The sequence below is a fragment of the Pseudomonas sp. PI1 genome, from assembly GCF_000812405.1.
GTDB lineage: Bacteria > Pseudomonadota > Gammaproteobacteria > Pseudomonadales > Pseudomonadaceae > Pseudomonas > Pseudomonas citronellolis.
In genome coordinates, this window is the sequence record NZ_JWMC01000013.1 from 96146 (window position 1) to 121606 (window position 25461).

General features: G+C 67.5%; 19 protein-coding genes. 17 read left to right on the forward strand and 2 right to left on the reverse strand.

Annotated features, from left to right (window positions below; genetic code table 11):
• Positions 1 to 1119, reverse strand: a complete 1119-nt coding sequence (locus RN02_RS05780) for a carbon-nitrogen hydrolase family protein (RefSeq protein WP_043313548.1) — start codon at positions 1117 to 1119, stop codon at positions 1 to 3.
• Positions 1120 to 1304: 185 nt separating this feature from the next.
• Here RN02_RS05780 and RN02_RS05785 point away from each other — a divergent pair, with 185 nt between their 5' ends.
• From RN02_RS05785 to RN02_RS05795, 3 genes are all read left to right on the forward strand, one after another.
• Positions 1305 to 3341 carry an NADPH-dependent 2,4-dienoyl-CoA reductase gene (locus RN02_RS05785; RefSeq protein WP_043313549.1) on the forward strand — a complete coding sequence of 679 codons (2037 nt, stop codon included), beginning with the start codon at positions 1305 to 1307 and terminating at the stop codon, positions 3339 to 3341.
• A 233-nt stretch (positions 3342 to 3574) separates the two neighbouring features.
• Positions 3575 to 4954: a chromosome partitioning protein ParA gene (locus RN02_RS05790; protein ID WP_043313551.1), complete on the forward strand. Its 1380-nt coding sequence runs from the start codon at positions 3575 to 3577 to the stop codon at positions 4952 to 4954.
• Positions 4955 to 4996: 42 nt separating this feature from the next.
• Positions 4997 to 5896, forward strand: coding sequence for a 1-aminocyclopropane-1-carboxylate deaminase/D-cysteine desulfhydrase (locus tag RN02_RS05795; RefSeq protein ID WP_082033722.1), 900 nt, complete (start codon positions 4997 to 4999; stop codon positions 5894 to 5896).
• Positions 5897 to 6196: 300 nt separating this feature from the next.
• Here RN02_RS05795 and RN02_RS05800 read toward each other — a convergent pair whose 3' ends face one another.
• Positions 6197 to 7141, reverse strand: coding sequence for a DUF1853 family protein (locus tag RN02_RS05800; protein ID WP_043313553.1), 945 nt, complete (start codon positions 7139 to 7141; stop codon positions 6197 to 6199).
• A 108-nt stretch (positions 7142 to 7249) separates the two neighbouring features.
• Between RN02_RS05800 and RN02_RS05805 the strand changes: the two genes are divergently transcribed.
• The 14 genes from RN02_RS05805 to RN02_RS05870 all read left to right on the forward strand — a co-directional run bounded on the left by RN02_RS05805 (position 7250) and on the right by RN02_RS05870 (position 25433).
• Positions 7250 to 8137, forward strand: a complete 888-nt coding sequence (locus RN02_RS05805; protein ID WP_009621081.1) for an NAD(+) kinase — start codon at positions 7250 to 7252, stop codon at positions 8135 to 8137.
• Positions 8134 to 9117: a metallophosphoesterase gene (locus tag RN02_RS05810; protein ID WP_009621082.1), complete on the forward strand. Its 984-nt coding sequence runs from the start codon at positions 8134 to 8136 to the stop codon at positions 9115 to 9117. Before RN02_RS05805 ends, RN02_RS05810 begins: the two co-directional genes overlap by 4 nt.
• Positions 9114 to 9980 carry a rhomboid family intramembrane serine protease gene (locus RN02_RS05815; protein WP_043313555.1) on the forward strand — a complete coding sequence of 289 codons (867 nt, stop codon included), beginning with the start codon at positions 9114 to 9116 and terminating at the stop codon, positions 9978 to 9980. Before RN02_RS05810 ends, RN02_RS05815 begins: the two co-directional genes overlap by 4 nt.
• Before the next feature lie 243 nt (positions 9981 to 10223).
• Positions 10224 to 10484, forward strand: coding sequence for a YeaC family protein (locus RN02_RS05820; protein ID WP_009621084.1), 261 nt, complete (start codon positions 10224 to 10226; stop codon positions 10482 to 10484).
• A gap of 13 nt (positions 10485 to 10497) precedes the next feature.
• Positions 10498 to 11343, forward strand: coding sequence for a DUF2797 domain-containing protein (locus RN02_RS05825; protein ID WP_043313557.1), 846 nt, complete (start codon positions 10498 to 10500; stop codon positions 11341 to 11343).
• A gap of 60 nt (positions 11344 to 11403) precedes the next feature.
• Positions 11404 to 14061: an aminopeptidase N gene (gene pepN, locus RN02_RS05830; RefSeq protein ID WP_043313559.1), complete on the forward strand. Its 2658-nt coding sequence runs from the start codon at positions 11404 to 11406 to the stop codon at positions 14059 to 14061.
• An 821-nt stretch (positions 14062 to 14882) separates the two neighbouring features.
• Complete coding sequence (locus tag RN02_RS05835) at positions 14883 to 15983, forward strand: YCF48-related protein (RefSeq protein ID WP_145923863.1); 1101 nt, start codon at positions 14883 to 14885, stop codon at positions 15981 to 15983.
• A gap of 14 nt (positions 15984 to 15997) precedes the next feature.
• Positions 15998 to 18379, forward strand: coding sequence for an efflux RND transporter permease subunit (locus RN02_RS05840; RefSeq protein ID WP_009621088.1), 2382 nt, complete (start codon positions 15998 to 16000; stop codon positions 18377 to 18379).
• A 475-nt stretch (positions 18380 to 18854) separates the two neighbouring features.
• Positions 18855 to 20978, forward strand: coding sequence for a flagellar biosynthesis protein FlhA (flhA, locus tag RN02_RS05845; protein WP_009621090.1), 2124 nt, complete (start codon positions 18855 to 18857; stop codon positions 20976 to 20978).
• Between the two features lie 11 nt (positions 20979 to 20989).
• Positions 20990 to 22306 (forward strand): flagellar biosynthesis protein FlhF, encoded by a 1317-nt coding sequence (gene flhF / locus RN02_RS05850; protein WP_043313561.1) that lies wholly within the window; start codon positions 20990 to 20992, stop codon positions 22304 to 22306.
• Positions 22307 to 22433: 127 nt separating this feature from the next.
• Positions 22434 to 23285 (forward strand): flagellar synthesis regulator FleN, encoded by an 852-nt coding sequence (gene fleN, locus RN02_RS05855; protein WP_370311049.1) that lies wholly within the window; start codon positions 22434 to 22436, stop codon positions 23283 to 23285.
• Entirely contained in the window at positions 23282 to 24025 is a 744-nt protein-coding gene (fliA, locus tag RN02_RS05860; RefSeq protein WP_043267440.1) for an RNA polymerase sigma factor FliA, read from the forward strand. The genes fleN and fliA overlap by 4 nt, the downstream gene beginning before the upstream one ends.
• 225 nt (positions 24026 to 24250) lie before the next feature.
• Entirely contained in the window at positions 24251 to 24625 is a 375-nt protein-coding gene (locus RN02_RS05865; RefSeq protein WP_009621098.1) for a chemotaxis response regulator CheY, read from the forward strand.
• Positions 24626 to 24644: 19 nt separating this feature from the next.
• A complete protein-coding gene (locus RN02_RS05870) occupies positions 24645 to 25433 on the forward strand; it encodes a protein phosphatase CheZ (RefSeq protein ID WP_043313563.1) in 789 nt (262 codons plus the stop codon).
• Positions 25434 to 25461 lie beyond the last annotated feature (28 nt).

Genomic DNA, 25461 nt, shown 5'->3' on the forward strand with positions numbered 1-25461 from the left:
TCACAGCCAGAGGTTGATCAGGCGTGCGCCCGGGCCGTCTTCGGCGAGCCGCTGGCCGCCACGGTCGACCACCAGGCCGGGGCCGGAGCTGCCCAGATCCCACAGCTGCCCGCGGAGGAACACCGCGATGCCGGCCTGGGCGCCGCTGGCGGCCAGGCGCCCGCCGAGGGCCAGTTGCTGCCAGGCCTGGCCTTCGCTCAGCTCGCCGGGCTTGAGCTGCACGTCGGAAGGCGTGCGCGCGCCCTTGTAGCCGCGCCAGGGCTGCTGCCACTGGCCGTTGCCGGTGAGGAAGGCGGGCACCGCCAGCAGCTCGACCTTTTCCGAGGCCAGCACCGCGTAGTTGATCGGGTACCAGCTGTCGGCGCAGATCAGCACGCCCAGGCGCCCGGCCGGCGTGTCCAGCACCTGCAGGTTGTCGCTGTGGCCGGCGCGGATGAAGGGCTTCTCGTCGTCGATGGGGAAGACCTTGCGCTGCGGCTGGCCCAGCGGCCTGCCGTCGCTGCCGAACACCAGGCTGGCGTTGTACAGGCTGCCGTTGCCGGTGACCAGCACGCCGTCCTCCACCTTGGGGTTGGGCAGGACGATGGAGCCGGCCACCAGGGTGACGCCGAACTGCCGGGCCAGGCCGCCGAACAGCGTCTGGTAGTCGTGGGCCATGTCCACCGCCTTCATGCGGAACAGGGCGTCGGTGAAGCGGTCGCGGCCTTTGGCGATGAGCCAGCCGCGGGCCAGCTTCACCGGGTTGCTGACGGCCATCCACTGCATGGCCTCGGCCAGGTGCCGGGCCTGGTAGACCTCGGGCTTCTCGCCGGCGGCCACCAGCCAGGTGCCAATGTGCTCGGGGAACACCACCACCGTGCGCGGGCCGAGCAGGCCCTCGCTGCGGGCCTTCTCCAGGTAGGCCGCAAGCTTCAGGCGCAGGCGCTCGACGTTCTGGTAGTCGGGGGCGTAGAGCTCGGGCTGCACGCCCAGCAGGTTGCCGCGTGCGGAAGGCGCGCCCTGGTTGAGCACCACCTGGCTGCGCAGGTCGGACAGGTAGTGGCCCACCGGGCGGCGCTCGGCCCAGCCGGCGTAGGCGGCGAAGAGGGTGACCAGGATGAGGAATGTCAGCTTGCGCATGCGGGGCTCCGGGACTGGCCGTCAGGGTAGGGGAGCGGCGCCGGCTTGCCAAGCCGTGCTGTCATCTTCGATCAGTAAGTTGTCATTTCCGGTCATTGAGCGCGCCCGGGGCGCTGCTTAGAGTCTGCCCCATACCGACCGTGGCCCGTCCGAGGCCCCGGCACCATGCCCGATGTGGAGGAATCATGACCGCCGCCCGCTACCCGCACCTGCTCGCGCCCCTGGACCTGGGCTTCACCACCCTGCGCAACCGCACCCTGATGGGCTCGATGCACACCGGCCTGGAAGAGAAGCCCAACGGCTTCGAACGCATGGCCGCCTATTTCGCCGAGCGCGCCCGCGGCGGCGTCGGCCTGATGGTCACCGGCGGCATCGGCCCGAACGAGGAAGGCGGCGTGTACGCCGGAGCGGCCAAGCTGACCACCGCCGAGGAAGCCGAGAAACACAAGGTCGTCACCCAGGCGGTGCACGAGGCTGGCGGCAAGATCTGCATGCAGATCCTCCACGCCGGGCGCTACGCCTACAGCCCGAAATCCGTGGCGCCTAGCGCCATCCAGGCGCCGATCAACCCGTTCAAGCCGCGCGAGCTGGACGAGGAGGGCATCCAGAAGCAGATCCAGGACTTCGTCACCTGCTCGGCCCTGGCCCAGCAGGCCGGCTACGACGGCGTCGAGATCATGGGATCGGAAGGCTACTTCATCAACCAGTTCCTGGTCGCCCACACCAACCAGCGCACCGACCGCTGGGGCGGCAGCTACGAGAACCGCATGCGCCTGCCGGTGGAGATCGTCCGCCGCGTGCGCGAGGCGGTGGGGCCGAACTTCATCATCATCTACCGCCTGTCGATGCTCGACCTGGTGGAAGGCGGCAGCACCTGGGACGAGATCGTCCTGCTGGCCAAGGCCATCGAGCAGGCCGGCGCCACCCTGATCAACACCGGCATCGGCTGGCACGAGGCGCGCATCCCGACCATCGCCACCAAGGTGCCGCGCGCGGCCTTCACCAAGGTCACCGCCAAGCTGCGCGGCGAGGTGGGCATCCCGCTGGTCACCACCAACCGCATCAACACCCCGGAAGTGGCCGAGCAGGTGCTGGCCGAGGGCGACGCCGACATGGTCTCCATGGCCCGGCCGTTCCTCGCCGACCCGGACTTCGTCAACAAGGCCGCCAAAGGCCGCGCGGACGAGATCAACACCTGCATCGGCTGCAACCAGGCCTGCCTGGACCATACCTTCGGCGGCAAGCTGACCAGTTGCCTGGTCAACCCGCGCGCCTGCCACGAGACCGAGCTGAACTACATCCCCACCACCCACGTGAAGAAGATCGCCGTGGTGGGCGCCGGCCCGGCCGGCCTGGCCGCCGCCACCGTGGCCGCCGAGCGTGGCCACCAGGTGACGCTGTTCGACGCCGCCGGCGAGATCGGCGGACAGTTCAACGTGGCCAAACGCGTGCCGGGCAAGGAAGAGTTCTACGAGACCCTGCGTTACTTCAAGCGCAAGCTGGAGACCACCGGCGTCGACCTGCGCCTGAACACTCGCGTGTCGGTCGACGACCTGGCCAAGGGCGGCTTCGACGAGATCCTCCTGGCCACCGGCATCGTCCCGCGCACCCCGGCCATCCCCGGCATCGACAGCCCGAAGGTGATCAGCTACCTGGACGCCATCCTCGAGCGCAAGCCGGTGGGGCAGAAAGTGGCGGTGATCGGCGCCGGCGGCATCGGCTTCGACGTCTCCGAGTACGTCACCCACGACGGCGAGTCCACCAGCCTGGATCGCCATGCCTTCTGGAAGGAGTGGGGCATCGACGAGAACCTGGAGGCCCGCGGCGGCGTCGCCGGCATCCAGCCGCACCCGCATGCCGCGGCGCGCCAGGTGTTCCTGCTGCAGCGCAAGAAGTCCAAGGTCGGCGACGGCCTGGGCAAGACCACCGGCTGGATCCACCGCACCGGGCTGAAGAACAAGCGGGTGCAGATGCTCAACAGCGTGGAGTACCTCAAGGTCGACGACGCCGGGCTGCATATCCGTATCGCCGAGGGCGAGCCGCAGGTGCTGCCGGTGGATACCGTGATCGTCTGCGCCGGCCAGGAGCCGCTGCGCGAGCTGCACGACGGCCTGGTCGCCGCCGGGCAGAAGGTGCACCTGATCGGCGGCGCCGACGTGGCCGCCGAACTGGATGCCAAGCGCGCCATCAACCAGGGCTCGCGCCTGGCCGCCGAACTCTGATCCCTGGCCTTTGCCGCCCGGATGCGCCGTCCGGGCGGCAAAGGGCGGAGCCCGTCACAGTTTTCTGTCTGTCGTACGTCGCCTTCTTACAGCCAGCCGAGTGACTGCCAACCCAGTCACATCGCCTGCGTCACTATTTCCCCTAGACTTGCCCCGGCAGCGGTGCGTTCGAAGCCCGGCTGCCGGCCCCTGTGCGGGCCCAACCCTGTTCGCGACAGTCCAGAGGTCCCGTCATGAGCCTGCAGAAAAAGCCTCAGATGGTCGAGGCCGTGGCCTTCTTCGATGAGCGAGGCATCTGCAAGCAGATGCTCTATCCCGAATTCGAGGCCCTGCTCGACAACGTCGTGCAGATGCACGAGTTCGCCGACCAGCAGATGCGCCTGGCCTATGTGCTGATCAACGGGCGCCTGCAGGTCAAGGCGGCGGTGTTCTTCTACCTGGATTTCGACGAGAACGGCGAGGCCGACCGCGGCTGGAACCTGCCGCTGCGCCAGCTCGCCGACCGCGCCGGGCGCGGCCCGGACATGGGCGCCGGGCCGATCCGCCTGGCCTGCCGCAGCCAGTGCCCGGTGTCCTGGCACCAGATGCACCTGTGGGACCCGAGCCTGGTGACGGGCAACAACCACCTGGTGATGCTGCGCGACGCGATCCGGCGCAACCACCTCGGCCTGCTGGTGGAGGAGGAGCCCGTCGCCGTCGAGCCGCAGCGCCTGAAGGTGGCCGCCGAGCACCAGTGGTACGCGACGCCGGCGCAGGACCCGCAGGAGCAGGCCGAGAAGCTGGCCCAGGCGATGCTGGAAGAACACCGGCAGAAGACCGCCGAGCTGCTCGGCCAGCAAGCCTCGCGCCTGTCCAGCCTGAGCCAGCAGCACGAGCAGGAGCTGCAGCGCCTGCGCCTGGGCGCCGAGGAACAGGTCAAGGTGCTGCAGGCCGAACTGGCCGCGCTGCGCGAGGGGCTCAAGCGCGAGGAAGAGATCAATGCCGGCCTGCGCCGCGAGCTGGATGAGCGGGTGGACGGCTTCCAGCGCGGCCGCGAGGAACTGACCGCGCAACTGCGCAGCATCGAGCAGCAGGGGCGCGTGGAACTGGAAGAGCTGCGCACGCAGTTCGAGGGCGAGGCCGATGCGAAGGTCGCGGCGGTGATCGCCCAGTACAAGGAACAGCTGGCGCTGCGCGATGCCGAACTGAGCTACCGCAACGAACTGGACCGCCAGCTGCAGCAGGACAACGAGGCCCTGCGCCGCGAGCTGGCTGCCCAGGCGGCGCGGGCGCAGAGCGATGCGCTGCTGGAGAAGCTGACCTCGCTCGGGGTGATCTTCGTGGTCTATCATCCCGGCGCCGGGCACCTGACCATTCCGCTGCAGGACATCCCGCGCTACCAGGAAAACCTCATGGCCTACGCCGCCACCAAATGCTTCGTCTCCGAAGCCCAGTATTGCCAGTGGCTGGCCCACTACCAGCAGCCGACCTGCGACGGCCGCCTGTCCAACGGCGAACGTTGCGCGCTGCCGGTCGACCGGGTGGATACCCCGGGCCGCTTCGTCGACGGCGACAGCAACTGCTGCGCCCGGCACAAGACCAGCGGCGGCCTGCGTGGCGTGACCGCGGGCTAGGTGGCTGCCCTGCGATTCCCCGACTGGCGCCCGCTTCCCCCGTTGCAACTGGTGCGCCTCGACTGGCTGGAACAAGCTGGCGTCGAGCTGGCGCTGTTGCGCCTGGACCTGGTCGACGAGCGGGTGTCCGGCAACAAGTGGTTCAAGCTGGCGCCCTACCTGCGCCAGGCCGCCGAACAGGGCCTGGAAGGCCTGATCAGCCTGGGCGGCGCCCATTCCAACCACCTGCACGCCCTGGCCGCCGCCGGCCAGCGCTTCGGCTTCGCCACCGTCGGCCTGCTGCGCGGAAACGAGCAGGACACGCCCACGGTGCGCGACCTGCGCGCCTGGGGCATGCAACTGCACTGGCTCGGCTACGCCGGCTACCGCGAGCGCCATGCCGAAGGTTTCTGGGCGCCCTGGCGCGAACGCTACCCGCGCCTGCTGGCGGTTGACGAGGGCGGCGGCGGTTTGCCCGGCGCGCTGGGGTGCGCGCCGTTGGTGGAGCAGTTGGTTGAGCAATTGCCGGGCATCGGCTGGAACGGCTACGACCAGCTCTGGGCTGCCTGCGGTACCGGCACCACCCTGGCTGGGTTGGTGCTGGGCGAGCAGGGTATGCACCCGCTGATCGGCGCCCTGGCCGTGCCGCCTGGCCATGGCGTGGAAGCCATGCTGCCGCGGCTGCTGGCCGAGGCGGGGCATGAAGACGCCGGTTATCGCCTGCTGGACGTTAGCCGCGGCGGTTTCGGCAAGGTGGATGCCGAGCTGGTGCGCTTCCTGGCTGACTTCGAGGCCGCAACCGGCGTGCCGCTGGAGCCGCTGTACACCGGCAAGCTGCTGCTGGCCCTGCGCGACGAGGTAAGCGCCGGGCGGGTACCACGCGGCAGCCGCCTGGTCGCCGTGCACAGCGGCGGCCTGCAGGGTAGGCGGGCGATGGAAGAGCGTTTGGGGCGATTGTCATAGGGTATTCGTTCGCGCCGGCTGGATAGATCGGCGCGGATCGCGGATAAGATCCGCTTACGACCCACCCACGTCATTCGCGCGCCCTGCGCGCGGAATCGCGGGCAGGGCCCGCTCCTACAGGTGTAGGCCGTACTCCACGGCGAACACGTAGGGCACGGTTGTAGGCGCGACTGTCTTGCCGACCGCGCCGAGATGCTCTTCGTAGGATGGGTTGAGCTTGCGAAACCCATGCTGCCATGGCGATGGGTATCGCTTCGCTCAACCCATCCTACGGAACCACCCCGCCGCTCCGGGCAGCCATCAGTGGGAATAGCCGTTATGCACCCACGGCCACTGGTCGCCGACCAGGAACAGCCGTTCGGCCTCGCACCATTCCCCCTGTTGTTCCTCCAGGCGCACCAGCAACTGCGGGAAAGCATCCGCCGGCAGTTGCGCCAACCAGGCGTCGAAGCGCTCCGGCGCCCAGCTCTGCTCGGCGGTCTTGCGCGCCGGAGCCAGCCATTCGCTGCGTGGCAGCGGCTGCCAGCGCCCCGTGCCCTGGGCGCGGTACAGCGGCCAGTGACTGCGGTGCAGCCAGGAGCCGCTCAGGTGTTCGGGGTTGGCGCCCTCCGGCGCCGCGCACTCGCCGGGCCAGGGGTAGAACAGGTAGCCGCCCAGCCAGAGCGCGGCTTGCACCGGGGCGCTGCTGAAACCGGCGATCAGGGCGCGGCCGTGCGCAGTGGAGGAGAGCGGTAGCTGGTGCTCGCGCAGGTGGCGCAGCTTGTTCGCCAGGCGGTCTTCGGCGCCGGGGCCGAGCCAGTCTTCCGGGCCTTCGCGGCTGGGGCCCAGGTAGAGCTTGATGGCCAGCTCCAGGTGGTGCAGGCCGTCGTCGTCCTCCAGCAGCAGGTCCAGCTCGCCCAGGGTGCGGCCGTTGTCGCGCACCGCCAGGTTGGCGCCGAGCAGGCGCAGGTCCGGTGCCTGCTGCAGGGCGAACTGCCAGAGGCGTTCGTAGTAGCGGCCCAGGCGTTGTTGCGGCGAACGCTGCAGCCAGGCTTGCAGCGCTTCGCTGTGCCTTTCCTGTTCGCGCAGCCAGCCGCCCAGAAGCTCCGGCTCGGCCAGCCAGCGGCTCGCCGCCAGCGGATGACGCAGGGGCAGGGCGCCAGCATCCAGCAGGGGTTCGCCGAGCAGGGTCCAGGCGAGGTCGCGTACCGCGGGTTGGCGCAGTTCGGCTAGCAGCTCAGCGAGCAGGTAGGCGGTCGACTTCATCCGTGCAGCCTAGCCGAACGCCCGCGCTGGTGCGCGGGTTTGCCGCTGTTCGGGGGTTTCCCCCATAATTCCGGGCACTACCCGCTCGCACCCGCCGCCTGGAGTCTCATGGAATCCTTTCGCAACATCGGCATCATCGGCCGCCTCGGCAGCACCCAGGTGCTGGAAACCATCCGCCGGCTGAAGCGCTTCCTGACCGAGCGGCACCTGCACGTGATCCTCGAGGACACCATCGCCGAAGTGCTGCCCGGCCACGGCCTGCAGACCTGCTCGCGGAAGATCATGGGCGAGATCTGCGACCTGGTCGTCGTCGTCGGCGGCGACGGCAGCATGCTCGGCGCGGCGCGCGCGCTGGCCCGGCACAAGGTGCCGGTGCTGGGCATCAACCGCGGCAGCCTGGGCTTCCTCACCGACATCCGCCCGGACGAGCTGGAAACCAAGGTGGACGAGGTGCTCGGCGGCCAGTACATCGTCGAGAGCCGGTTCCTGCTCGACGCCCAGGTGCGCCGCCACGGCGAATCCATCGGCCAGGGCGACGCGCTCAACGACGTGGTGCTGCACCCCGGCAAGTCGACGCGGATGATCGAGTTCGAGCTGCACATCGACGGCCAGTTCGTCTGCAGCCAGAAGGCCGACGGCCTGATCGTCGCCACGCCCACCGGCTCCACCGCCTACTCGCTGTCCGCCGGCGGGCCGATCATGCATCCGAAGCTGGACGCCATCGTCATAGTGCCGATGTACCCGCACACCCTGTCGAGCCGGCCGATCGTGGTCGACGGCAACAGCGAGCTGAAGATAGTGGTGTCGCCGAACATGCAGATCTACCCGCAGGTCTCCTGCGACGGGCAGAACCACTTCACCTGCGCGCCGGGCGACATGGTCACGGTGAGCAAGAAGCCGCAGAAGCTGCGCCTGATCCACCCGATCGACCACAACTACTACGAGGTCTGCCGGACCAAGCTCGGCTGGGGCAGCCGGCTGGGGAGCAGCGAGTGAGCGAACTCGACCCGGGCCGTGGCTACGACCTGATCGGCGATGTCCACGGCTGCGCACACACCCTCGACCGCCTGCTGGAGCGGCTGGGCTACCAGTTGCACGGCGGCGTCTGGCGCCACCCGCGGCGCCAGGCGCTGTTCCTCGGCGACATCGTCGACCGCGGCCCGCGCATCCGCGAGGCCCTGCACCGGGTGCACGACATGGTCGCCGCCGGCGAGGCCCTGTGCATCATGGGCAACCACGAGTACAACCTGCTCGGCTGGTCCACCCCGGCGGCGCCGGGCAGCGGCCGCCAGTACCTGCGTGAGCACACCCCGCGGCACGCGCGGCTGATCCAGGAAACCCTCGACCAGTTCGAGGGCCACCCCGGCGACTGGCGCGACTTCCTCGGCTGGTTCCGGCGCCTGCCGCTGTTCCTCGACGCCGGGCGCTTCCGCATGGTCCACGCCTGCTGGGACAACGAGCTGATCGATTCGCTGCGCCGGCAGTTCCCCGACGGGCGCATCGACGAGGCCTTCCTGCAGTCCTCCGCCGAGCACGGCAGCTTCGCCTACCAGGTGTGCAACCGCCTGCTGCGCGGCACCGACATGCGCCTGCCCAACGGCATGACACTGACCGGCAGCGACGGCTTCACCCGCGCGTTCTTCCGCACCAAGTTCTGGGAGGAGGACCGCGAGCCGGAGACCTACGGCGACATCGTCTTCCAGCCCGACGCGCTGCCCGACGAGGTGGCCGCCGAGCGCCTGAGCGCCGAGCAGAAGTCCAGCCTGCTGAGCTACGGCGCCGACGAGCCGTTGCTGTTCGTCGGCCACTACTGGCGCCGCGGCACGCCGGCGCCGATCCGCCCGAACCTGGCCTGCCTGGACTACAGCGCGGTCATGTACGGCAAGCTGGTGGCCTACCGGCTGGACCAGGAAACGCGCCTGCAGCGCGACAAGTTCGTCTGGGTGGACGTGAAGCGTCCGGGAGAGGATGAGTGAGCGCGGTAGTGGCCATGCGCCTGCCCCTGGCGGCGGACCTCGCCGGTTTCGTCGGCCTGCTGCACCGCCTGAACCTGCCCTTCCGGGTCAGCGAGGAGGCCGGCGAACAGGTGCTCTGGGTGCCGGACGAAAGCCTCGCCGAGCAGGTGCGCGACCTCTACCGGCGCTACCCGCAGGGCGACCCCGAGCTGGCTTCCGCGGCCCAACCGCAGCGCCGCGGCCCAGGTTTCCTGGCCCAGGTGCGGGCCAGCAGGGTGACCGCCGCGGTGCTGCTGGTGACCTTCGCGGTCGCCGCCCTGACCCTGCTCGGCGGCAACCCGGACACCCTGCGCTGGTTCACCTTCCAGGACTTCCAGCTGGTCGGCAGCGACCGGGTGCTGTTCCAGCCGCTGGCCGAGGGCCTGGCGGCGGGGCAGTGGTGGCGCCTGTTCACGCCCATGCTGATCCACTTCGGCTGGCTGCACCTGGCGATGAACGCCATGTGGTACTGGGAACTGGGCCGGCGCATCGAATACCGCCAGGGCGGCGTCATGCTGCTGGGCCTGAGCCTGGGCTTCGGCCTGGTGTCCAACGTCGTGCAGTACCTGGCTTCCGGGCCGAGCCTGTTCGGCGGCCTGTCGGGCGTGCTCTACGGGCTGCTCGGGCACTGCTGGATATTCCAGCTGCTGGCGCCGACCCCGGCCTACCGCCTGCCCAGGGGCGTGGTGGCGATGATGCTGATCTGGCTGCTGGTGTGCCTGTCCGGCGTCATCGACCTGCTGGGCTTCGGCTCCATCGCCAACGGCGCCCACGTCGGCGGGCTGGCGATCGGCTGCCTGACCGGCGCGCTGGGCGGCATGCTGGCGCGCGGGCGCCAGGCCTGATCCTTGGCGCCGTAGGATGGCGTTGAGCGAAGCGATACCCATCGCCGCAACATCCAATTCATCACCGGCACCAGGGTTATCGGTTTCCCGCATGACCGCGAGCAGGCCGGCGGCCACGGCCAACCGGCGTATAACGCGGAGCGTTATACGCCCTACGTCCATGCCACCGTTTGACCTCTGTTCGTGCGCCAGGCCGCCCGGCCCGGTAGAATGCCGGTTTTGCCCCCAGCAGGAGCCGGCCCCATGTCGTCCTTCGCCGAAACCATCGAGAACATCACCCCGGAAATCTACGAGAGCCTCAAGCTCGCCGTGGAGATCGGCAAGTGGCCGGACGGCCGCAAGCTCACCCAGGAGCAGAAGGAGCTGTGCCTGCAGGCGATGATCGCCTGGGAGCTGCAGAACCTGCCCGAGGACCAGCGCACCGGCTACATGGGCCCGCAGGAGTGCGAGTCCCACGCTGAGCCGATCCCCAACATCCTCTTCTCGTCCAATTCGCTGCACTGATGGCCGGGCTTTGATGGAAGAGCTAGGACGCGGCGCCCTGAGCAAGATGTCGGCGCGCCTTGAAAGCCCCGTGCAGTACGCCTTCCGCCTCGGCGAGGCGGAAATCGCGGTCAACCCGCTGATCGGCAGGACGCTGCGCCTGGAATACCTGGGCGCCATCCACTGCTGCCATTGCGGGCGCAAGACGAAGAAGAGCTTCAGCCAGGGCTACTGCTACCCCTGCTTCACCAAGCTGGCGCAGTGCGACAGCTGCATCGTCAGCCCGGAGAAGTGCCACTACGACGAAGGCACCTGCCGCGAGCCGGCGTGGGGCGAGCGCTTCTGCATGACCGACCACGTGGTCTACCTGGCCAACTCCTCTGGCGTGAAGGTGGGCATCACCCGCGCCACCCAGGTGCCGACGCGCTGGATCGACCAGGGCGCGCGCCAGGCGCTGCCGATCCTGCGGGTGGCCACGCGCCAGCAGTCCGGGCTGGTGGAAGACCTGCTGCGCAGCCAGGTGGCCGACCGCACCAACTGGCGCGCCCTGCTCAAGGGCGAGGCCGAGCCGCTGGACCTGGCGGCCATCCGCGAGCAGTTGTTCGACCACTGCGCCGAGGGCCTGCGCGAGCTGCAGCAGCGCTTCGGCCTGCAGGCCATCCAGCCGGTGAGCGACATCGAGCCGATCGAGATCCGCTACCCGGTGCAGGCCTACCTGGCCAAGATCACCAGCTTCGATCTGGACAAGACGCCGGTGGTGGAGGGTACCCTGCAAGGCATCAAGGGCCAGTACCTGATCTTCGACACCGGCGTCATCAATATCCGTAAGTACACAGCTTATCAGCTAGCCATCAGCTATAAGCCTCAAGCGGCAAGCTGAGCCGGCGAACCACGAACTTGCGGCTTGAAGCTCGAAGCTTGAAGCTGCCCGGAGGGCCACATGCGCACTGATCAACCGAAAGTCATCTACCTCAAGGACTACCAGGCGCCCGAGTACCTGATCGACGAGACCAACCTGACCTTCGAGCTGTACGAGGACCACACCCTGGTCCACGCGCAACTGGTCATGCGGCGCAACCCCGAGCGCGGCGAGGGCCTGCCGCCGCTGGTGCTCGACGGCCAGCAGCTGGAGCTGCAATGGGTGGCCCTGGACGACCGCGTGCTTGATGAGGGCGACTACCAGCTGGACGAGAACCACCTGACCCTGCAGCCGACCGCGAAACAGTTCACCGTCGACAGCACCGTGCGCATCCACCCGGAGAAGAACACCGCCCTGGAAGGCCTGTACAAGTCCGGCAAGATGTTCTGCACCCAGTGCGAGGCCGAGGGCTTCCGCAAGATCACCTATTACCTCGACCGCCCGGACGTGATGAGCAGCTTCACCACCACCGTCTCGGCCGAGCAGCACAAGTACCCGGTGCTGCTGTCCAACGGCAACCCGGTGGCCAGCGGTTCGGAAGAGGATGGGCGGCACTGGGCCACCTGGCAGGACCCGTTCAGGAAGCCGGCCTACCTGTTCGCCCTGGTCGCCGGCGACCTCTGGGCGGTGGAAGACACCTACACCACCTTGAGCGAGCGCGAAGTCGCCCTGCGCATCTACGTCGAGCCGGAAAACATCGACAAGTGCCAGCACGCCATGGACAGCCTGAAGAAGGCCATGCGCTGGGACGAGAAGGTCTACGGCCGCGAGTACGACCTGGACATCTTCATGATCGTCGCGGTCAACGACTTCAACATGGGCGCCATGGAGAACAAGGGGCTCAACATCTTCAACTCCAGCTGCGTGCTGGCCAAGGCCGAGACCGCCACCGACGCCGCGCACCAGCGCGTCGAGGGCGTGGTGGCCCACGAATACTTCCACAACTGGTCGGGCAACCGCGTGACCTGCCGCGACTGGTTCCAGCTGTCGCTCAAGGAAGGCTTCACCGTGTTCCGCGACAGCGAGTTCTCCGCCGACATGAACTCGCGCACCGTCAAGCGCGTGGAAGACGTGGCTTTCCTGCGCACCAACCAGTTCGCCGAGGACGCCGGCCCCATGGCCCACCCGGTGCGCCCGGACTCCTTCATCGAAATCTCCAACTTCTACACCCTGACCGTCTACGAGAAGGGCTCGGAAGTGGTGCGCATGATCCACACCCTGCTCGGCGCCGAGGGCTTCCGCAAGGGCACCGACCTGTACTTCGAGCGCCATGACGGCCAGGCGGTGACCTGCGACGACTTCGTCAAGGCCATGGAAGACGCCAACGGCGTCGACCTGACGCAGTTCAAGCGCTGGTACAGCCAGGCCGGCACCCCGCGCCTGGCGGTGGAGGAAAGCTACGATGCCGCCGCCCAGAGCTACACCCTGACCTTCCGCCAGAGCTGCCCGCCGACCCCGGGCCAGAAGGACAAGCAGCCCTTCGTCATCCCGGTGGAAATGGGCCTGCTCGACCACCTGGGCAACCCGCTGCCGCTGCGCCTGGCCGGCGAGGAACACGCCCACGGCAGCAACCGCGTGTTGCAGGTGACCGAGGCCGAGCAATCCTTCACCTTCGTCGGCCTGGCCGAGAAGCCGCTGCCGTCGCTGCTGCGCGGCTTCTCCGCGCCGGTGAAGCTGAGCTTCCCCTACGACCGCGACCAGCTGATGTTCCTCATGCAGTACGACGAGGACGGCTTCAACCGCTGGGAAGCCGGCCAGCAGCTGTCGGTGCAGGTGCTCCAGGAGCTGATCGGCCAGCACCAGCGCGGCGAGCAGCTGGTGCTCGACGAGCGCCTGATCGCTGCCTTCCACACCCTGCTGCAGGACAACGCCCTGGACCAGGCGATGGTCGCCGAGATGCTCTCGCTGCCCAGCGAGGCCTACCTCACCGAGCTGAGCGAAGTGGCCGACGTCGAGGCCATCCACGCCGCCCGCGAGTTCGCCCGCAAGCGCATCGCCGAGGCCCTGCGCGAGCCGCTGTGGCAGCGTTACCAGGCCAACCGCGAGGCCTCGCGCAAGACGCCGTACCTGGCCGAGGCCGAGCACATCGCCCGGCGCAGCCTGCAGAACATCGCGCTGTCCTACCTGATGCTGGTGGGCGGCGACGAAGTGCTGGCGGCTTGCCTTGAGCAGTACGAGGGCTGCGACAACATGACCGAACGCCTCAGCGCCCTGGCGGTGCTGGTCAACTCGCCGTACGACGACGAGAAGGCCAAGGGCCTGGAAATGTTCGCCGACTACTTCAAGGACAACCCGCTGGTGATGGACCAGTGGTTCAGCGTGCAGGCCGGCTGCACCCTGCCCGGCGGCCTGGAACGCGTGCAGGCGCTGATGGGCCACCCGGCCTTCACCCTGAAGAACCCGAACAAGATCCGCGCCCTGATCGGCGCCTTCGCCAACCAGAACCTGGTCAACTTCCACCGCGCCGACGGGGCGGGCTACCGCTTCCTGGCCGACCAGGTGATCACCCTCAACGCGCTCAACCCGCAGATCGCCTCGCGCCTGCTGGCGCCGCTGACCCGCTGGCGCAAATACGCCCCGGCGCGCCAGGCCCTGATGCGCGCCGAGCTGGAGCGCATCCTGGCCTCCGGCGAGCTGTCCAGCGACGTCTACGAGGTGGTCAGCAAGAGCCTCGCCTGACGCTGCTCTTGGCTGACGAAAAAAGGTGTTATCGGCCCTGCCGGTAACACCTTTTTTTCGCCTGTGGATTTGCGGGCGCAGCGCCGGGACGCTTTTCGTAGGATGGGTTGAGCCTGCGATACCCATCGGACCCTGGCGATGGGTATCGCTTCGCTCAACACCATCCTACGGTGCCCTCCTGCCAGGCAGGGGCAAGGGTTTCGCCGACAGCGCCGAGGTGCTTTTCGTAGGATGGGTTGAGCCTGCGAAACCCATGCTGTCGTGGTGATGGGTATCGCTGCGCTCAACGCCATCATACGGCGGTGCTCCTTTTGCCATGCAGAAGCAACTGCCTCGCCGCAGCGCCGAGGCGCTTTTCGTAGGATGGGTTGAGCTTGCGATACCCATCGGACCATGGCGATGGGTATCGCTTCGCTCAACGCCATCCTACGGTTCTCCGGACGGCCCCCTCTCCCGCTTGCGGGAGAGGGTTGGGGAGAGGGCGCTCTTAACCTCAACGCACACAGCCGCCGGCAACTCCCGTTCGCGAGCAAGCTCGCTCCTACGGGAAAGCATCCGCCCGCCGACCGAGCCAAGCTCCCAAGTGTTCCCGCGAGCGCTTCCAGGTACCCGGAAATACCCGGAGTGTTACCGTCGGTATCTTTTTTCCTGTGCGCTGGAGGCCGCGTGGCTACTGGGCTGCAGCTTTCCCTAGTCCTTTTGGATGACTCCCGCTGCGCTTAACAAAAGATAACGTGCCTTTAATTGTCAGGCTGCAGAAAGGCTGGCATATAACGACCACTCCCTATCCGCCTGCAATAAAAACAAAGAGGTAAGGCTATATGCGTGAGCATCTGCGGCACGCCACCGGCGAGCTGTCCGTGCGTTCGTCCGGGCTCTCGGTTTCCGCCACCCCGTCACCCCTGCGCAAATCGCTTTCGCTGCTCGGCGCGTTCTCGCTGCTGTGGCTGGCGGCCGCGCCGCTGCATGCCGGCGCGAGCGAAGCCCCGGCCAGCGACACCGATGGCTACGCCATCGCCTCGGCCAAGGCCCCGAGCAGCCTGCTGCTGAGCGTCAGCCACGCCGGCAAGCGCCTGGTGGCGGTCGGCGACCGCGGGCACATCCTCTATTCCGACGACAACGGCAAGACCTGGACCCAGGCCAAGGTGCCGACCCGCCAGCTGCTGACCGCGGTGTTCTTCGTCAACGACAAGAAGGGCTGGGCGGTCGGCCACGACGCGCAGATCCTCGCCAGCGAAGACGGCGGCGCCACCTGGACGCGCCAGTTCGAAGACCTCAAGCGCGAAGCGCCGCTGCTGGACGTGTGGTTCCAGGACGAGAACCACGGCCTGGCCGTGGGCGCCTACGGCGCCATGCTGGAAACCCACGACGGCGGCAAGAGCTGGGAAGACGTCAGCGAGCGCCTGGACAACGAGGACCAGTTCCACCTCAACGGCATCGCCGCGGTGAAGGATTCCGGCCTGCTGGTGGTGGGCGAATCCGGCAGCCTGTTCCGCTCGAAGGACTGGGGCGCCACCTGGGAGAAACTGCAGGGCCCCTACGAGGGTTCGCTGTTCGGCGCCGTCGGCACCGCCCAGCCCGGCACCGTGCTGATCTACGGCCTGCGCGGGCACCTGTTCCGCTCCACCGACTTCGGCGACACCTGGCAACAGGTGGCGCTGCCCATCGCCGGTGACGGCACCCTGGAGTTCGGCCTGGCCGAAGGCTCGCTGCTGCCCGACGGCAGCATCGCCGTGGTCGGCAACAGCGGCAGCGTGCTGGTGAGCAAGGACGACGGGCGCACCTTCAACATCTTCAACCGGCCCGACCGCCTGGCGCTGGCCGGGGTCGGCGCGGCCGGCGACGGCAACCTGGTCCTGGTCGGCCAGGGCGGCATCCACCTGGCTTCGGCGACCGGCGCCGAGCTGACAGAACAACAATGAGCCGGGGAAGCGCTATGAACGCAGTCAACTCGCATCACCAGGACAAGGCGACCCTGCTCGAACGCCTGATCTTCAACAACCGTCCGATCGTTATCATCCTCTGCCTGCTGGCGACCCTGTTCCTCGCCTTCCAGGCGACCCAGGTGCGGCCGTCCACCAGCTTCGAGAAGATGATCCCGCTCAAGCACCCGTTCATCCAGAACATGCTGAGCCACATCAACGACCTCTCCAACCTTGGCAACACCGTGCGCATCTCGGTGGAAGCGGTGAACGGCGACATCTTCACCAAGGAATACATGGACACCCTGCGGCAGATCCATGACGAGGTGTTCTACATCCCCGGCGTCGACCGCTCCGGCCTGAAGTCGCTGTGGAGCCCCAGCGTGCGCTGGACCGAGGTGACGGAAGAGGGCTTCGCCGGCGGCGAGGTCATCCCGCAGACCTACGACGGCTCGGCCAAGGCCCTGGACAAGCTGCGCGACAACGTCCTCAAATCCGGCCAGATCGGCCGCCTGGTGGCGAACAACTTCAAGTCCAGCATCGTCGACGTGCCGCTGCTGGAGGTCTACCCCGACGCCCAGGACCAGAGCAAGCTGCTGAAGCTGGACTACCGCCAGTTCTCCCATGAGCTGGAAGAGAAGATCCGCGACAAGTACCAGGCGCAGAACCCCAACGTGAAGATCCACATCGTCGGCTTCGCCAAGAAGGTCGGCGACCTGATCGACGGTCTGGTCATGGTGGTGGGCTTCTTCGGCATCTGCTTCGTCATCACCCTGGTGCTGCTGCTGTGGTTCACCAAGTGCGTGCGCTCGACCATCGCCGTGCTCTCCACCACCCTGGTGGCGGTGATCTGGCAGCTCGGCCTGCTGCACACCATCGGCTTCGGGCTGGACCCGTACTCGATGCTGGTGCCCTTCCTGATCTTCGCCATCGGCATTTCCCACGGGGTGCAGAAGATCAACGGCATCGCCCTGCAGTCCAGTGACGCGGAAACCCCGCTGCTGGCCGCGCGGCGCACCTTCCGCCAGCTGTTCCTGCCGGGCATGATCGCCATCCTCGCCGACGCCGTGGGCTTCATCACCCTGCTGGTGATCGACATCGGGGTGATCCGCGAACTGGCCATCGGCGCTTCCATCGGCGTGGCGGTGATCGTCTTCACCAACCTGATCCTGCTGCCGGTGGCGATCTCCTACATCGGCATCAGCAAGCGCGCCGTGGAGCGCAGCAAGAAGGACGCCGTGCGCGAGCATCCGTTCTGGCGCCTGCTGTCCAACTTCGCCAGCGCCAAGGTGGCGCCCATCTCCATCCTGATCGCCCTGGTGATGTTCGCCGGCGGCCTCTGGCAGGGCCACCACCTGAAGATCGGCGACCTCGACCAGGGCGCGCCGGAACTGCGCCCGGACTCGCGCTACAACCAGGACAACGACTTCATCATCCGCAACTACTCCACCAGCTCCGACGTGCTGGTGGTGATGGTCGAGTCGGCGGCCGAGGGCTGCTCCAGCCACCAGACGCTGCAGGCCATCGACGAGCTGTCGTGGAAGCTGGAGAACACCGAGGGCGTGCAGTCGGCCATCTCCCTGGTCACCGTGTCCAAGCAGGTGATCAAAGGCATGAACGAGGGCAACCTGAAATGGGAAACCCTGTCGCGCAACAAGGACGTGCTGAACAACTCCATCAGCCGCGCCGACGGCCTGTACAACAGCGCCTGCTCGCTGGCGCCGCTGCTGGTATTCCTCAACGACCACAAGGCCGAGACCCTCGACCGCGCCGTGCACGCCGTGCAGGAGTTCGCCAAGGACCACGAGAAGGATGACCTGAAGTTCAAGCTCGCCGCGGGCAACGCCGGCATCGAGGCGGCCACCAACGAGGTGATCAAGCAGTCCGAGCTGATCATCCTGGTGCTGGTGTACATCTGCGTGGCGGTCATGTGCATGATCACCTTCCGCTCCTTCACCGCGACCCTCTGCATCGTCCTGCCGCTGATCCTCACCTCGGTGCTGGGCAACGCGCTGATGGCCACCCTCGGCATCGGCGTGAAGGTGGCGACGCTGCCGGTGATCGCGCTGGGCGTGGGCATCGGCGTGGACTACGGGATCTACATCTACACCCGCCTGGAGACCTTCCTGCGCCAGGGCCTGTCGCTGCAGGAGGCCTACTACGAGACGCTGAAGTCCACCGGCAAGGCCGTACTGTTCACCGGCCTGTGCCTGGCCATCGGCGTGGCCACCTGGATCTTCTCGGCGATCAAGTTCCAGGCCGACATGGGCCTGATGCTGACCTTCATGCTGCTGTGGAACATGTTCGGCGCGCTCTGGCTGCTGCCGGCCCTGGCCCGCTTCCTGATCAACCCGGAGAAGGTCCGGGCGAAGAAGGCCTCGATCCTGGTCCACTGATCCTGGCGTGACCCAGAAAACCGCGGCTCCGGCCGCGGTTTTTTTTGCCCGTCGGGGCGAGGGCGGGTCCACAGACGGGAAATATCCGAACGTGTAGGAGCGGGCCCTGCCCGCGAATCGCGCGCAGGGCGCGCTCCTACAAGGAAGCGCTGCCGAGGTGCTTTTCGTAGGCGCGAGCTTGCTCGCGAACGGGGTTTGCAGGGGACTTTAGGTGCTGGGCTTTAGAGCGCCCTCTCCCCAACCCTCTCCCGCAAGCGGGAGAGGGGGCTGTCCTGGGCGGCCGGAAAATCCGCAGCAATCCTGATACTCCTGGCTACGTCGCCACTCCCGCCGTTGGCCTTGGCCGCCCCCCGGGATTTCGTCGGAAATCCGCGCCACACCTGGCCTCGGCAAAGTTGGAACACTTCCTGCAAATACCCTGTCGGCGCCACTCTCGGCGTCAAAAGTTTGTTGTACCAGGGTAGGGGAGTTCGGGGTGGATCGTACGCAATTGATCGGAACAGTGCGCAGCAACCTGGCCGGCCTGGGCCGTGGCAACCTGGGCGTGCCGCTGCTGCTGCTGGCGATGCTGGGCATGATGACCCTGCCGATCCCGCCGTTCCTGCTGGACGTGCTCTTCACCTTCAACATCGCCCTGTCCATCGTCGTCCTGCTGGTCTGCGTGTACGCCCTGCGCCCGCTGGACTTCGCCGTGTTCCCGACCATCCTGCTGGTCGCCACCCTGCTGCGCCTGGCGCTGAACGTCGCCTCCACCCGCGTGGTGCTGCTCCACGGCCACGACGGCCACGCCGCCGCCGGCAAGGTGATCCAGGCCTTCGGCGAAGTGGTGATCGGCGGCAACTACGTGGTCGGCATCGTGGTCTTCGCCATCCTCATGATCATCAACTTCGTGGTGGTCACCAAGGGCGCCGGGCGGATCTCCGAGGTGAGCGCACGTTTCACCCTCGACGCCATGCCCGGCAAGCAGATGGCCATCGACGCCGACCTCAACGCCGGCCTCATCGAGCAGGCCGAGGCCAAGAAGCGCCGCGCCGAGGTGGCCCAGGAAGCCGACTTCTACGGCTCCATGGACGGTGCCTCGAAATTCGTCCGCGGCGACGCCGTCGCCGGCCTGCTGATCCTCTTCATCAACCTGATCGGCGGCGTCGCCATCGGCGTGATCCAGCACTCCATGTCGTTCGGCGACGCCGGCAAGGTCTACGCCCTGCTGACCATCGGCGACGGCCTGGTGGCGCAGCTGCCGTCGCTGCTGCTGTCCACCGCCGCGGCGATCATGGTGACCCGCGTGTCTTCCTCCGAGGACATGGGCCAGCAGGTCAACCGGCAGATGTTCGCCTCGCCCAAGGCGCTGGCCATCTCCGCCGCCATCCTCATCGCCATGGGCCTGGTCCCGGGCATGCCGCACGTGTCCTTCATCGGCCTCGGCGCCGTGGCCGCCGGCGGCGCCTGGATGATCGTCCAGCGCCAGCGCAAGGCGGCCCAGGCCGAGGTCCAGGAAGCCCAGCGCCAGCAGGAACTGCTGCCGGCCCAGCGCAGCCAGGAAACCAAGGAGCTGGGCTGGGACGACGTGACCCCGGTGGACATGGTCGGCCTGGAGGTCGGCTACCGGCTGATCCCGCTGGTGGACCGCAACCAGGGCGGCCAGCTGCTGGCGCGGATCAAGGGCGTGCGCAAGAAGCTGTCCCAGGACATGGGCTTCCTGATGCCTTCGGTGCATATCCGCGACAACCTCGACCTGCTGCCCAACGCCTATCGTTTGACGCTCATGGGCGTCAGCGTGGCGGAAGCGGAGATCTACCCGGACCGCGAGCTGGCGATCAACCCCGGCCAGGTGTTCGGCACCCTCAACGGCATCGCCGGCAAGGACCCGGCCTTCGGCCTGGAAGCGGTGTGGATCGAGCCCGGCCAGCGCGACCAGGCGCAGTCCCTGGGCTACACCGTGGTGGACGCCAGCACCGTGGTCGCCACCCACCTCAACCAGGTGCTGCACAAGCACGCCCACGAGCTGCTCGGCCACGAGGAAGTCCAGCAACTGCTGCAACTGCTGGCCAAGACCTCGCCGAAGCTGGCGGAAGAACTGGTTCCGGGGCTGATTTCCCTGTCCACCCTGCTCAAGGTCCTGCAGAACCTGCTGCAGGAGCAGGTGCCGGTGCGCGACATCCGCACCATTGCCGAGGCCATCGCCAACGTTGCCGCCAAGAGTCAAGATCCCGCCGCCATGGTGGCAGCGGTGCGGGTGGCGCTGAGCCGCGCAATCGTCCAAGGCATTGTGGGACTAGAGCCGGAGCTGCCCGTGATCACCCTGGAGCCCAGGTTGGAACAGATCTTGCTGAACAGTATGCAGAAGGCCGGGCAAGGTTCGGAAGACGGCATTCTGCTGGAGCCGGGCATGGCGGAAAAACTGCAACGCTCGCTGGTCGAGACCGCGCAGCGCCAGGAAATGCTCGGCAAGCCGGCGATCCTGCTGGTGGCCGGGCCGATCCGCGCGATGATGTCGCGTTTCGCGCGGATGGCGGTGCCGAGCATGAGCGTGCTGGCCTACCAGGAAATTCCGGATAACAAGCAAGTCACCATCGTCGCCACCGTTGGACAGAACTGAAGGACAGCGCCATGCAGGTTAAACGCTTCTTCGCCGCCGATATGCGTCAGGCCATGAAACTGGTCCGTGACGAGCTGGGCGCGGATGCCGCCATCATCGGCAACCGCCGGGTCGCCGGCGGTGTCGAGCTGACCGCGGCGCTGGACTATCAACCGCCGGCAGCGGCCAGCAAGCCGAACCCGGCGCTGGAGGCCGAGCTGCGCCAGACCCAGGCGCGCATCGCCCAGGCCCGCGCCGAGCTGGACAGTCCGGTGCGCGCCGCCGCCACCGCGCGCAAGGACCGTCAATTGTACGGCGCCGAGCCAGCCAAACGCCCAAGCCTGGCCGAGGCCATGGCCGCCCCGGCGCCCGCCGCCGCGCCCGCCGCCGCGCCGGCCGCCGTCAGCCAGCAGGCGCTGGACGCCATGCGCTTCGAACTCAACGGCCTGCGCGAACTGCTCGAAGTGCAGCTGGGCTCCATCGCCTGGAGCCAGCTGCAGCACCAGCGTCCGAAGCAGGCCGGCCTGTGGCGCCGCCTGCAGCGCATGGGCCTGCCGGCGGACCTGAGCCGCCAGCTGCTCGAACGCGTGGCCTCCATCGCCGAGCCCAAGCAGGCCTGGCGCATGCTCCTGGCCCACCTGGCGCGCGCCATCCGCACCCCCGACGAAGACCTGCTGGAGCAGGGCGGGGTGATCGCCCTGGTCGGCCCGGCCGGCATGGGCAAGACCACCACCCTGGCCAAGCTGGCGGCGCGCTACGTCCTCAAGTACGGTGCGCACAACCTGGCGCTGGTCAGCATGGACAGCTTCCGCCTGGGCGCCCAGGAGCAGATCAAGTCCCTGGGCCGCATCCTCAACGTGCCGGTGAGCCTGGTCGACCCCGGCCAGTCGCTGCTGCAGGCCATGGCGCCGCTGGCGGGCAAGCGCCTGGTGCTGATCGACACCGCCGGCCTGCCGGCCAGCGACCCGGCGCTGCGCATGCAGCTGGAAGCCCTGGCGGCGCAGAGCCTGAACGTGAAGAATTACCTGGTGCTGGCCGCGACCAGCCAGAGCCAGGTGCTCAAGGCTGCCTTGCACGCCTATCGCAGCTGCGGCCTGGCCGGCTGCATACTGACCAAGCTGGACGAGGCGGGCAGCCTGGGCGAGGCCCTGGCGCTGGCGATAGCACAACGCTTGCCGGTTGCCTATCTGGCGGACGGGCCGCGAATTCCGGATGATCTGCAGGTGGCGCGCGCGCACCAGTTGGTCAGCCGCGCGGTCAGCCTGCAGGCTCCGGAGGAGCCGTGCGAAGACACCATGGCCGGCATGTTCGCCGGCCTCTATCAGCAGCCGGCGCGACACGTCGGCTGACGGATTCCAGGGGCGCCCCCGCACGTGGGGGCGCCAGGCGGATACGGATGCTCGAGCAGATCCGTAAGCGCTGGTTGCGGGAGAGCACCGCGACCGGCAGACCCAGGCGCCAGCCGCGCCGGGGACGATGAAGAGACAAGGTAAGACTATGGGTATGCATCCCGTTCAGGTAATCGCGGTCACCGGTGGCAAGGGTGGCGTCGGCAAGACCAACGTCTCGGTGAACCTGGCGATGGCGCTGGCCGACCTCGGCCGCCGCGTCATGCTGCTGGACGCCGACCTCGGCCTGGCCAACGTCGACGTGCTGCTGGGGCTTTCGCCCAAGCGCACCCTGGCCGACGTCATCGAAGGCGAATGCGACCTGCGTGACGTGATCCTCCAGGGCCCCGGCGGCATCCGCATCGTCCCGGCGGCTTCGGGCACGCAGAGCATGGTGCAGCTCTCGCCCATGCAGCACGCCGGGCTGATCCAGGCCTTCAGCGACATCAGCGAGAACATCGACGTGCTGCTGGTGGACACTGCCGCCGGCATCGGCGATTCGGTGGTCAGCTTCGTCCGCGCGGCCCAGGAAGTGCTTCTGGTCGTCTGCGATGAACCGACCTCGATCACCGATGCCTATGCGCTGATCAAGCTGCTCAACCGCGACTACGGCATGACGCGCTTCCGCGTGCTGGCGAACATGGCGCACAGCCCGCAGGAAGGGCGCAACCTGTTCGCCAAGCTGACCAAGGTCACCGACCGCTTCCTCGACGTGGCGCTGCAGTACGTCGGCGCCATCCCCTACGACGAGTCGGTGCGCAAGGCCGTGCAGAAGCAGCGCTCGGTCTATGAAGCCTTCCCGCGCAGCAAGGCCTCGCTGGCCTTCCGCGCCATCGCCCAGAAAGTCGACAGCTGGCCGCTGCCGGCCAACCCGCGCGGGCACCTGGAGTTCTTCGTGGAGCGCCTGGTGCAGCATCCCACCACGGGTTCGACCGTATGATGAGCGGCTCCGGAGCGCTTATGTACAGCAAGACGCAGGCGCGCAATGCCCAGGAAGAACTGATCCAGCGCTATGCGCCGCTGGTCAAGCGGATCGCCTACCACCTGCTGGGCCGGCTGCCGGCCAGCGTGCAGGTGGAAGACCTGATGCAGGCCGGGATGATCGGCCTGCTCGAGGCGGCGAAGAAGTACGACCAGGGCAAGGGCGCCAGCTTCGAGACGTATGCCGGCATCCGCATCCGCGGGGCCATGCTCGACGAGGTGCGCAAGGGCGACTGGGCGCCGCGTTCGGTGCACCGCAACACCCGCATGGTCAGCGACGCCATCCGCACCATCGAGGCGCGGACCGGACGCGATGCTAAAGATCAGGAGGTCGCTGCCGAACTCAATATGAGTCTCGACGATTACTACGCGATCCTGAGCGACACCCAGGGCAGCCGCCTGTACAGCTTCGACGACCTGCTGCAGGAAGGCGCCCAGGGCCCGGCGGAAGACACCACGCACCTGGACAACGAGCCCTCCCACGGCCTGGAGGACGAGCGTTTCCAGCAGGCGCTGGCCGACGCCATCACCAAGCTGCCCGAACGCGAGCGCCTGGTGCTGGCGCTGTACTACGACGAGGAGCTGAACCTCAAGGAGATCGGCGAGGTGCTCGGGGTCAGCGAGTCGCGCGTCAGCCAGTTGCACAGCCAGTGCGCCGCGCGCCTGCGGGCCCGGCTTTCGGAGTGGCGGGCGCACTGAGCGACCGGTGGGCGCAAGGAAGTAACGGATTTCTCCGGCGGGGCGTATAGAATCCCGTCGGTTCGACACTGCTGGCCCTTTGCTATGAGGGCGGCGAAAAGGGCGGGGCACCCCGCCACCGACAAGCAACACGGCAGGCGCCGCCAAGGGCGCCCGCCCAAGGGTATTCAAGGCGCGCCCGCCACGGCGCGCCGGGACTGGACGGAGGCAGGTTTGGACAAGAACATGAAAATTCTCATCGTGGACGACTTTTCCACGATGAGGCGCATCATCAAGAACCTCCTGCGTGACCTGGGGTTCACCAACACCGCGGAAGCCGATGACGGCACCACCGCGCTGCCCATGCTGCACAGCGGCAACTTCGACTTCCTCGTCACCGACTGGAACATGCCCGGCATGACCGGCATCGACCTGTTGCGCGCGGTGCGCGCCGACGAGCGCCTGAAGCACCTGCCGGTGCTGATGGTCACCGCCGAGGCCAAGCGCGACCAGATCATCGAAGCGGCCCAGGCCGGGGTCAACGGCTACGTGGTCAAGCCTTTCACCGCCCAGGTGCTGAAAGAGAAGATCGAGAAGATATTCGAGCGGGTCGGCGGCTGAAGCCGACCAAGAGGGCGTCATGGATCTCGTCAACGAATCCAAGGGGGGCGACTTCGAGTCGACCCTGAAGAAACACGCGCGCGAATTGGTCGAGAGCCTGGAGCGCGGCGAAGTGCAGCAGGCCGTGCAGCTCATCCAGGAGCTCAACGAAGCCCGCGACCGCGGCCTCTACCAGGAGGTCGGCAAGCTCACCCGCGAGCTGCACAACGCCATCGTCAATTTCCAGATCGACCCGCGCTCGCGCCACGCCGAGGAAATGTCGCAGATCGCCGACGCCACCGACCGCCTGTCGTACGTGGTGCAGATGACCGAGAAAGCGGCCAACCGCACCATGGACCTGGTGGAAGAGTGCACGCCGCTGGTCGGCCACATCGAGGGCGAGGCCAAGGAGCTGCAGGAACAGTGGTCGCGCTTCATGCGCCGCGAGCTGGGCCCGGAGGCCTTCCGCGAGCTGGCCAAGCGCGTCGAGGCCTTCCTCTACAGCAGCGCCCAGGACAGCCGCAAGCTCTCCGCGCACCTGAACGACATCCTCCTGGCGCAGGACTTCCAGGACCTCACCGGGCAGGTGATCAAGCGCGTCACCAAGCTGGTCACCGAGGTGGAGAGCAACCTGGTCAAGCTGGTCTGGATGGCTGGGCAGGTGGATCGCTACGCCGGCATCGAGCACGACCACGAGGGCCTGCGCACGGCGGTGGAAAAAGAAAGATCGTCCAAGGGTGAAGGTCCGCAGGTTGCTGCCGATAAGAGAGTGGACGTCGTATCCGGTCAGGACGATGTCGATGACCTGTTGTCCAGCCTTGGTTTTTGAGGTGTGTGAACACACCGTGGGGAGCACC

Bases quoted from the DNA above. Each gene is read 5' to 3' on its own strand.
- RN02_RS05780 (WP_043313548.1), bottom strand. From the start codon at position 1,119: ATGCGCAAGCTGACATTCCTCATCCTGGTCACCCTCTTCGCCGCCTAC.
- RN02_RS05785 (WP_043313549.1), top strand. From the start codon at position 1,305: ATGACCGCCGCCCGCTACCCGCACCTGCTCGCGCCCCTGGACCTGGGC.
- RN02_RS05790 (WP_043313551.1), top strand. From the start codon at position 3,575: ATGAGCCTGCAGAAAAAGCCTCAGATGGTCGAGGCCGTGGCCTTCTTC.
- RN02_RS05800 (WP_043313553.1), bottom strand. From the start codon at position 7,141: ATGAAGTCGACCGCCTACCTGCTCGCTGAGCTGCTAGCCGAACTGCGC.
- RN02_RS05805 (WP_009621081.1), top strand. From the start codon at position 7,250: ATGGAATCCTTTCGCAACATCGGCATCATCGGCCGCCTCGGCAGCACC.
- RN02_RS05820 (WP_009621084.1), top strand. From the start codon at position 10,224: ATGTCGTCCTTCGCCGAAACCATCGAGAACATCACCCCGGAAATCTAC.
- RN02_RS05825 (WP_043313557.1), top strand. From the start codon at position 10,498: ATGGAAGAGCTAGGACGCGGCGCCCTGAGCAAGATGTCGGCGCGCCTT.
- pepN (WP_043313559.1), top strand. From the start codon at position 11,404: ATGCGCACTGATCAACCGAAAGTCATCTACCTCAAGGACTACCAGGCG.
- RN02_RS05835 (WP_145923863.1), top strand. From the start codon at position 14,883: ATGCGTGAGCATCTGCGGCACGCCACCGGCGAGCTGTCCGTGCGTTCG.
- RN02_RS05840 (WP_009621088.1), top strand. From the start codon at position 15,998: ATGAACGCAGTCAACTCGCATCACCAGGACAAGGCGACCCTGCTCGAA.
- flhF (WP_043313561.1), top strand. From the start codon at position 20,990: ATGCAGGTTAAACGCTTCTTCGCCGCCGATATGCGTCAGGCCATGAAA.
- fleN (WP_370311049.1), top strand. From the start codon at position 22,434: ATGAAGAGACAAGGTAAGACTATGGGTATGCATCCCGTTCAGGTAATC.
- fliA (WP_043267440.1), top strand. From the start codon at position 23,282: ATGATGAGCGGCTCCGGAGCGCTTATGTACAGCAAGACGCAGGCGCGC.
- RN02_RS05865 (WP_009621098.1), top strand. From the start codon at position 24,251: ATGAAAATTCTCATCGTGGACGACTTTTCCACGATGAGGCGCATCATC.
- RN02_RS05870 (WP_043313563.1), top strand. From the start codon at position 24,645: ATGGATCTCGTCAACGAATCCAAGGGGGGCGACTTCGAGTCGACCCTG.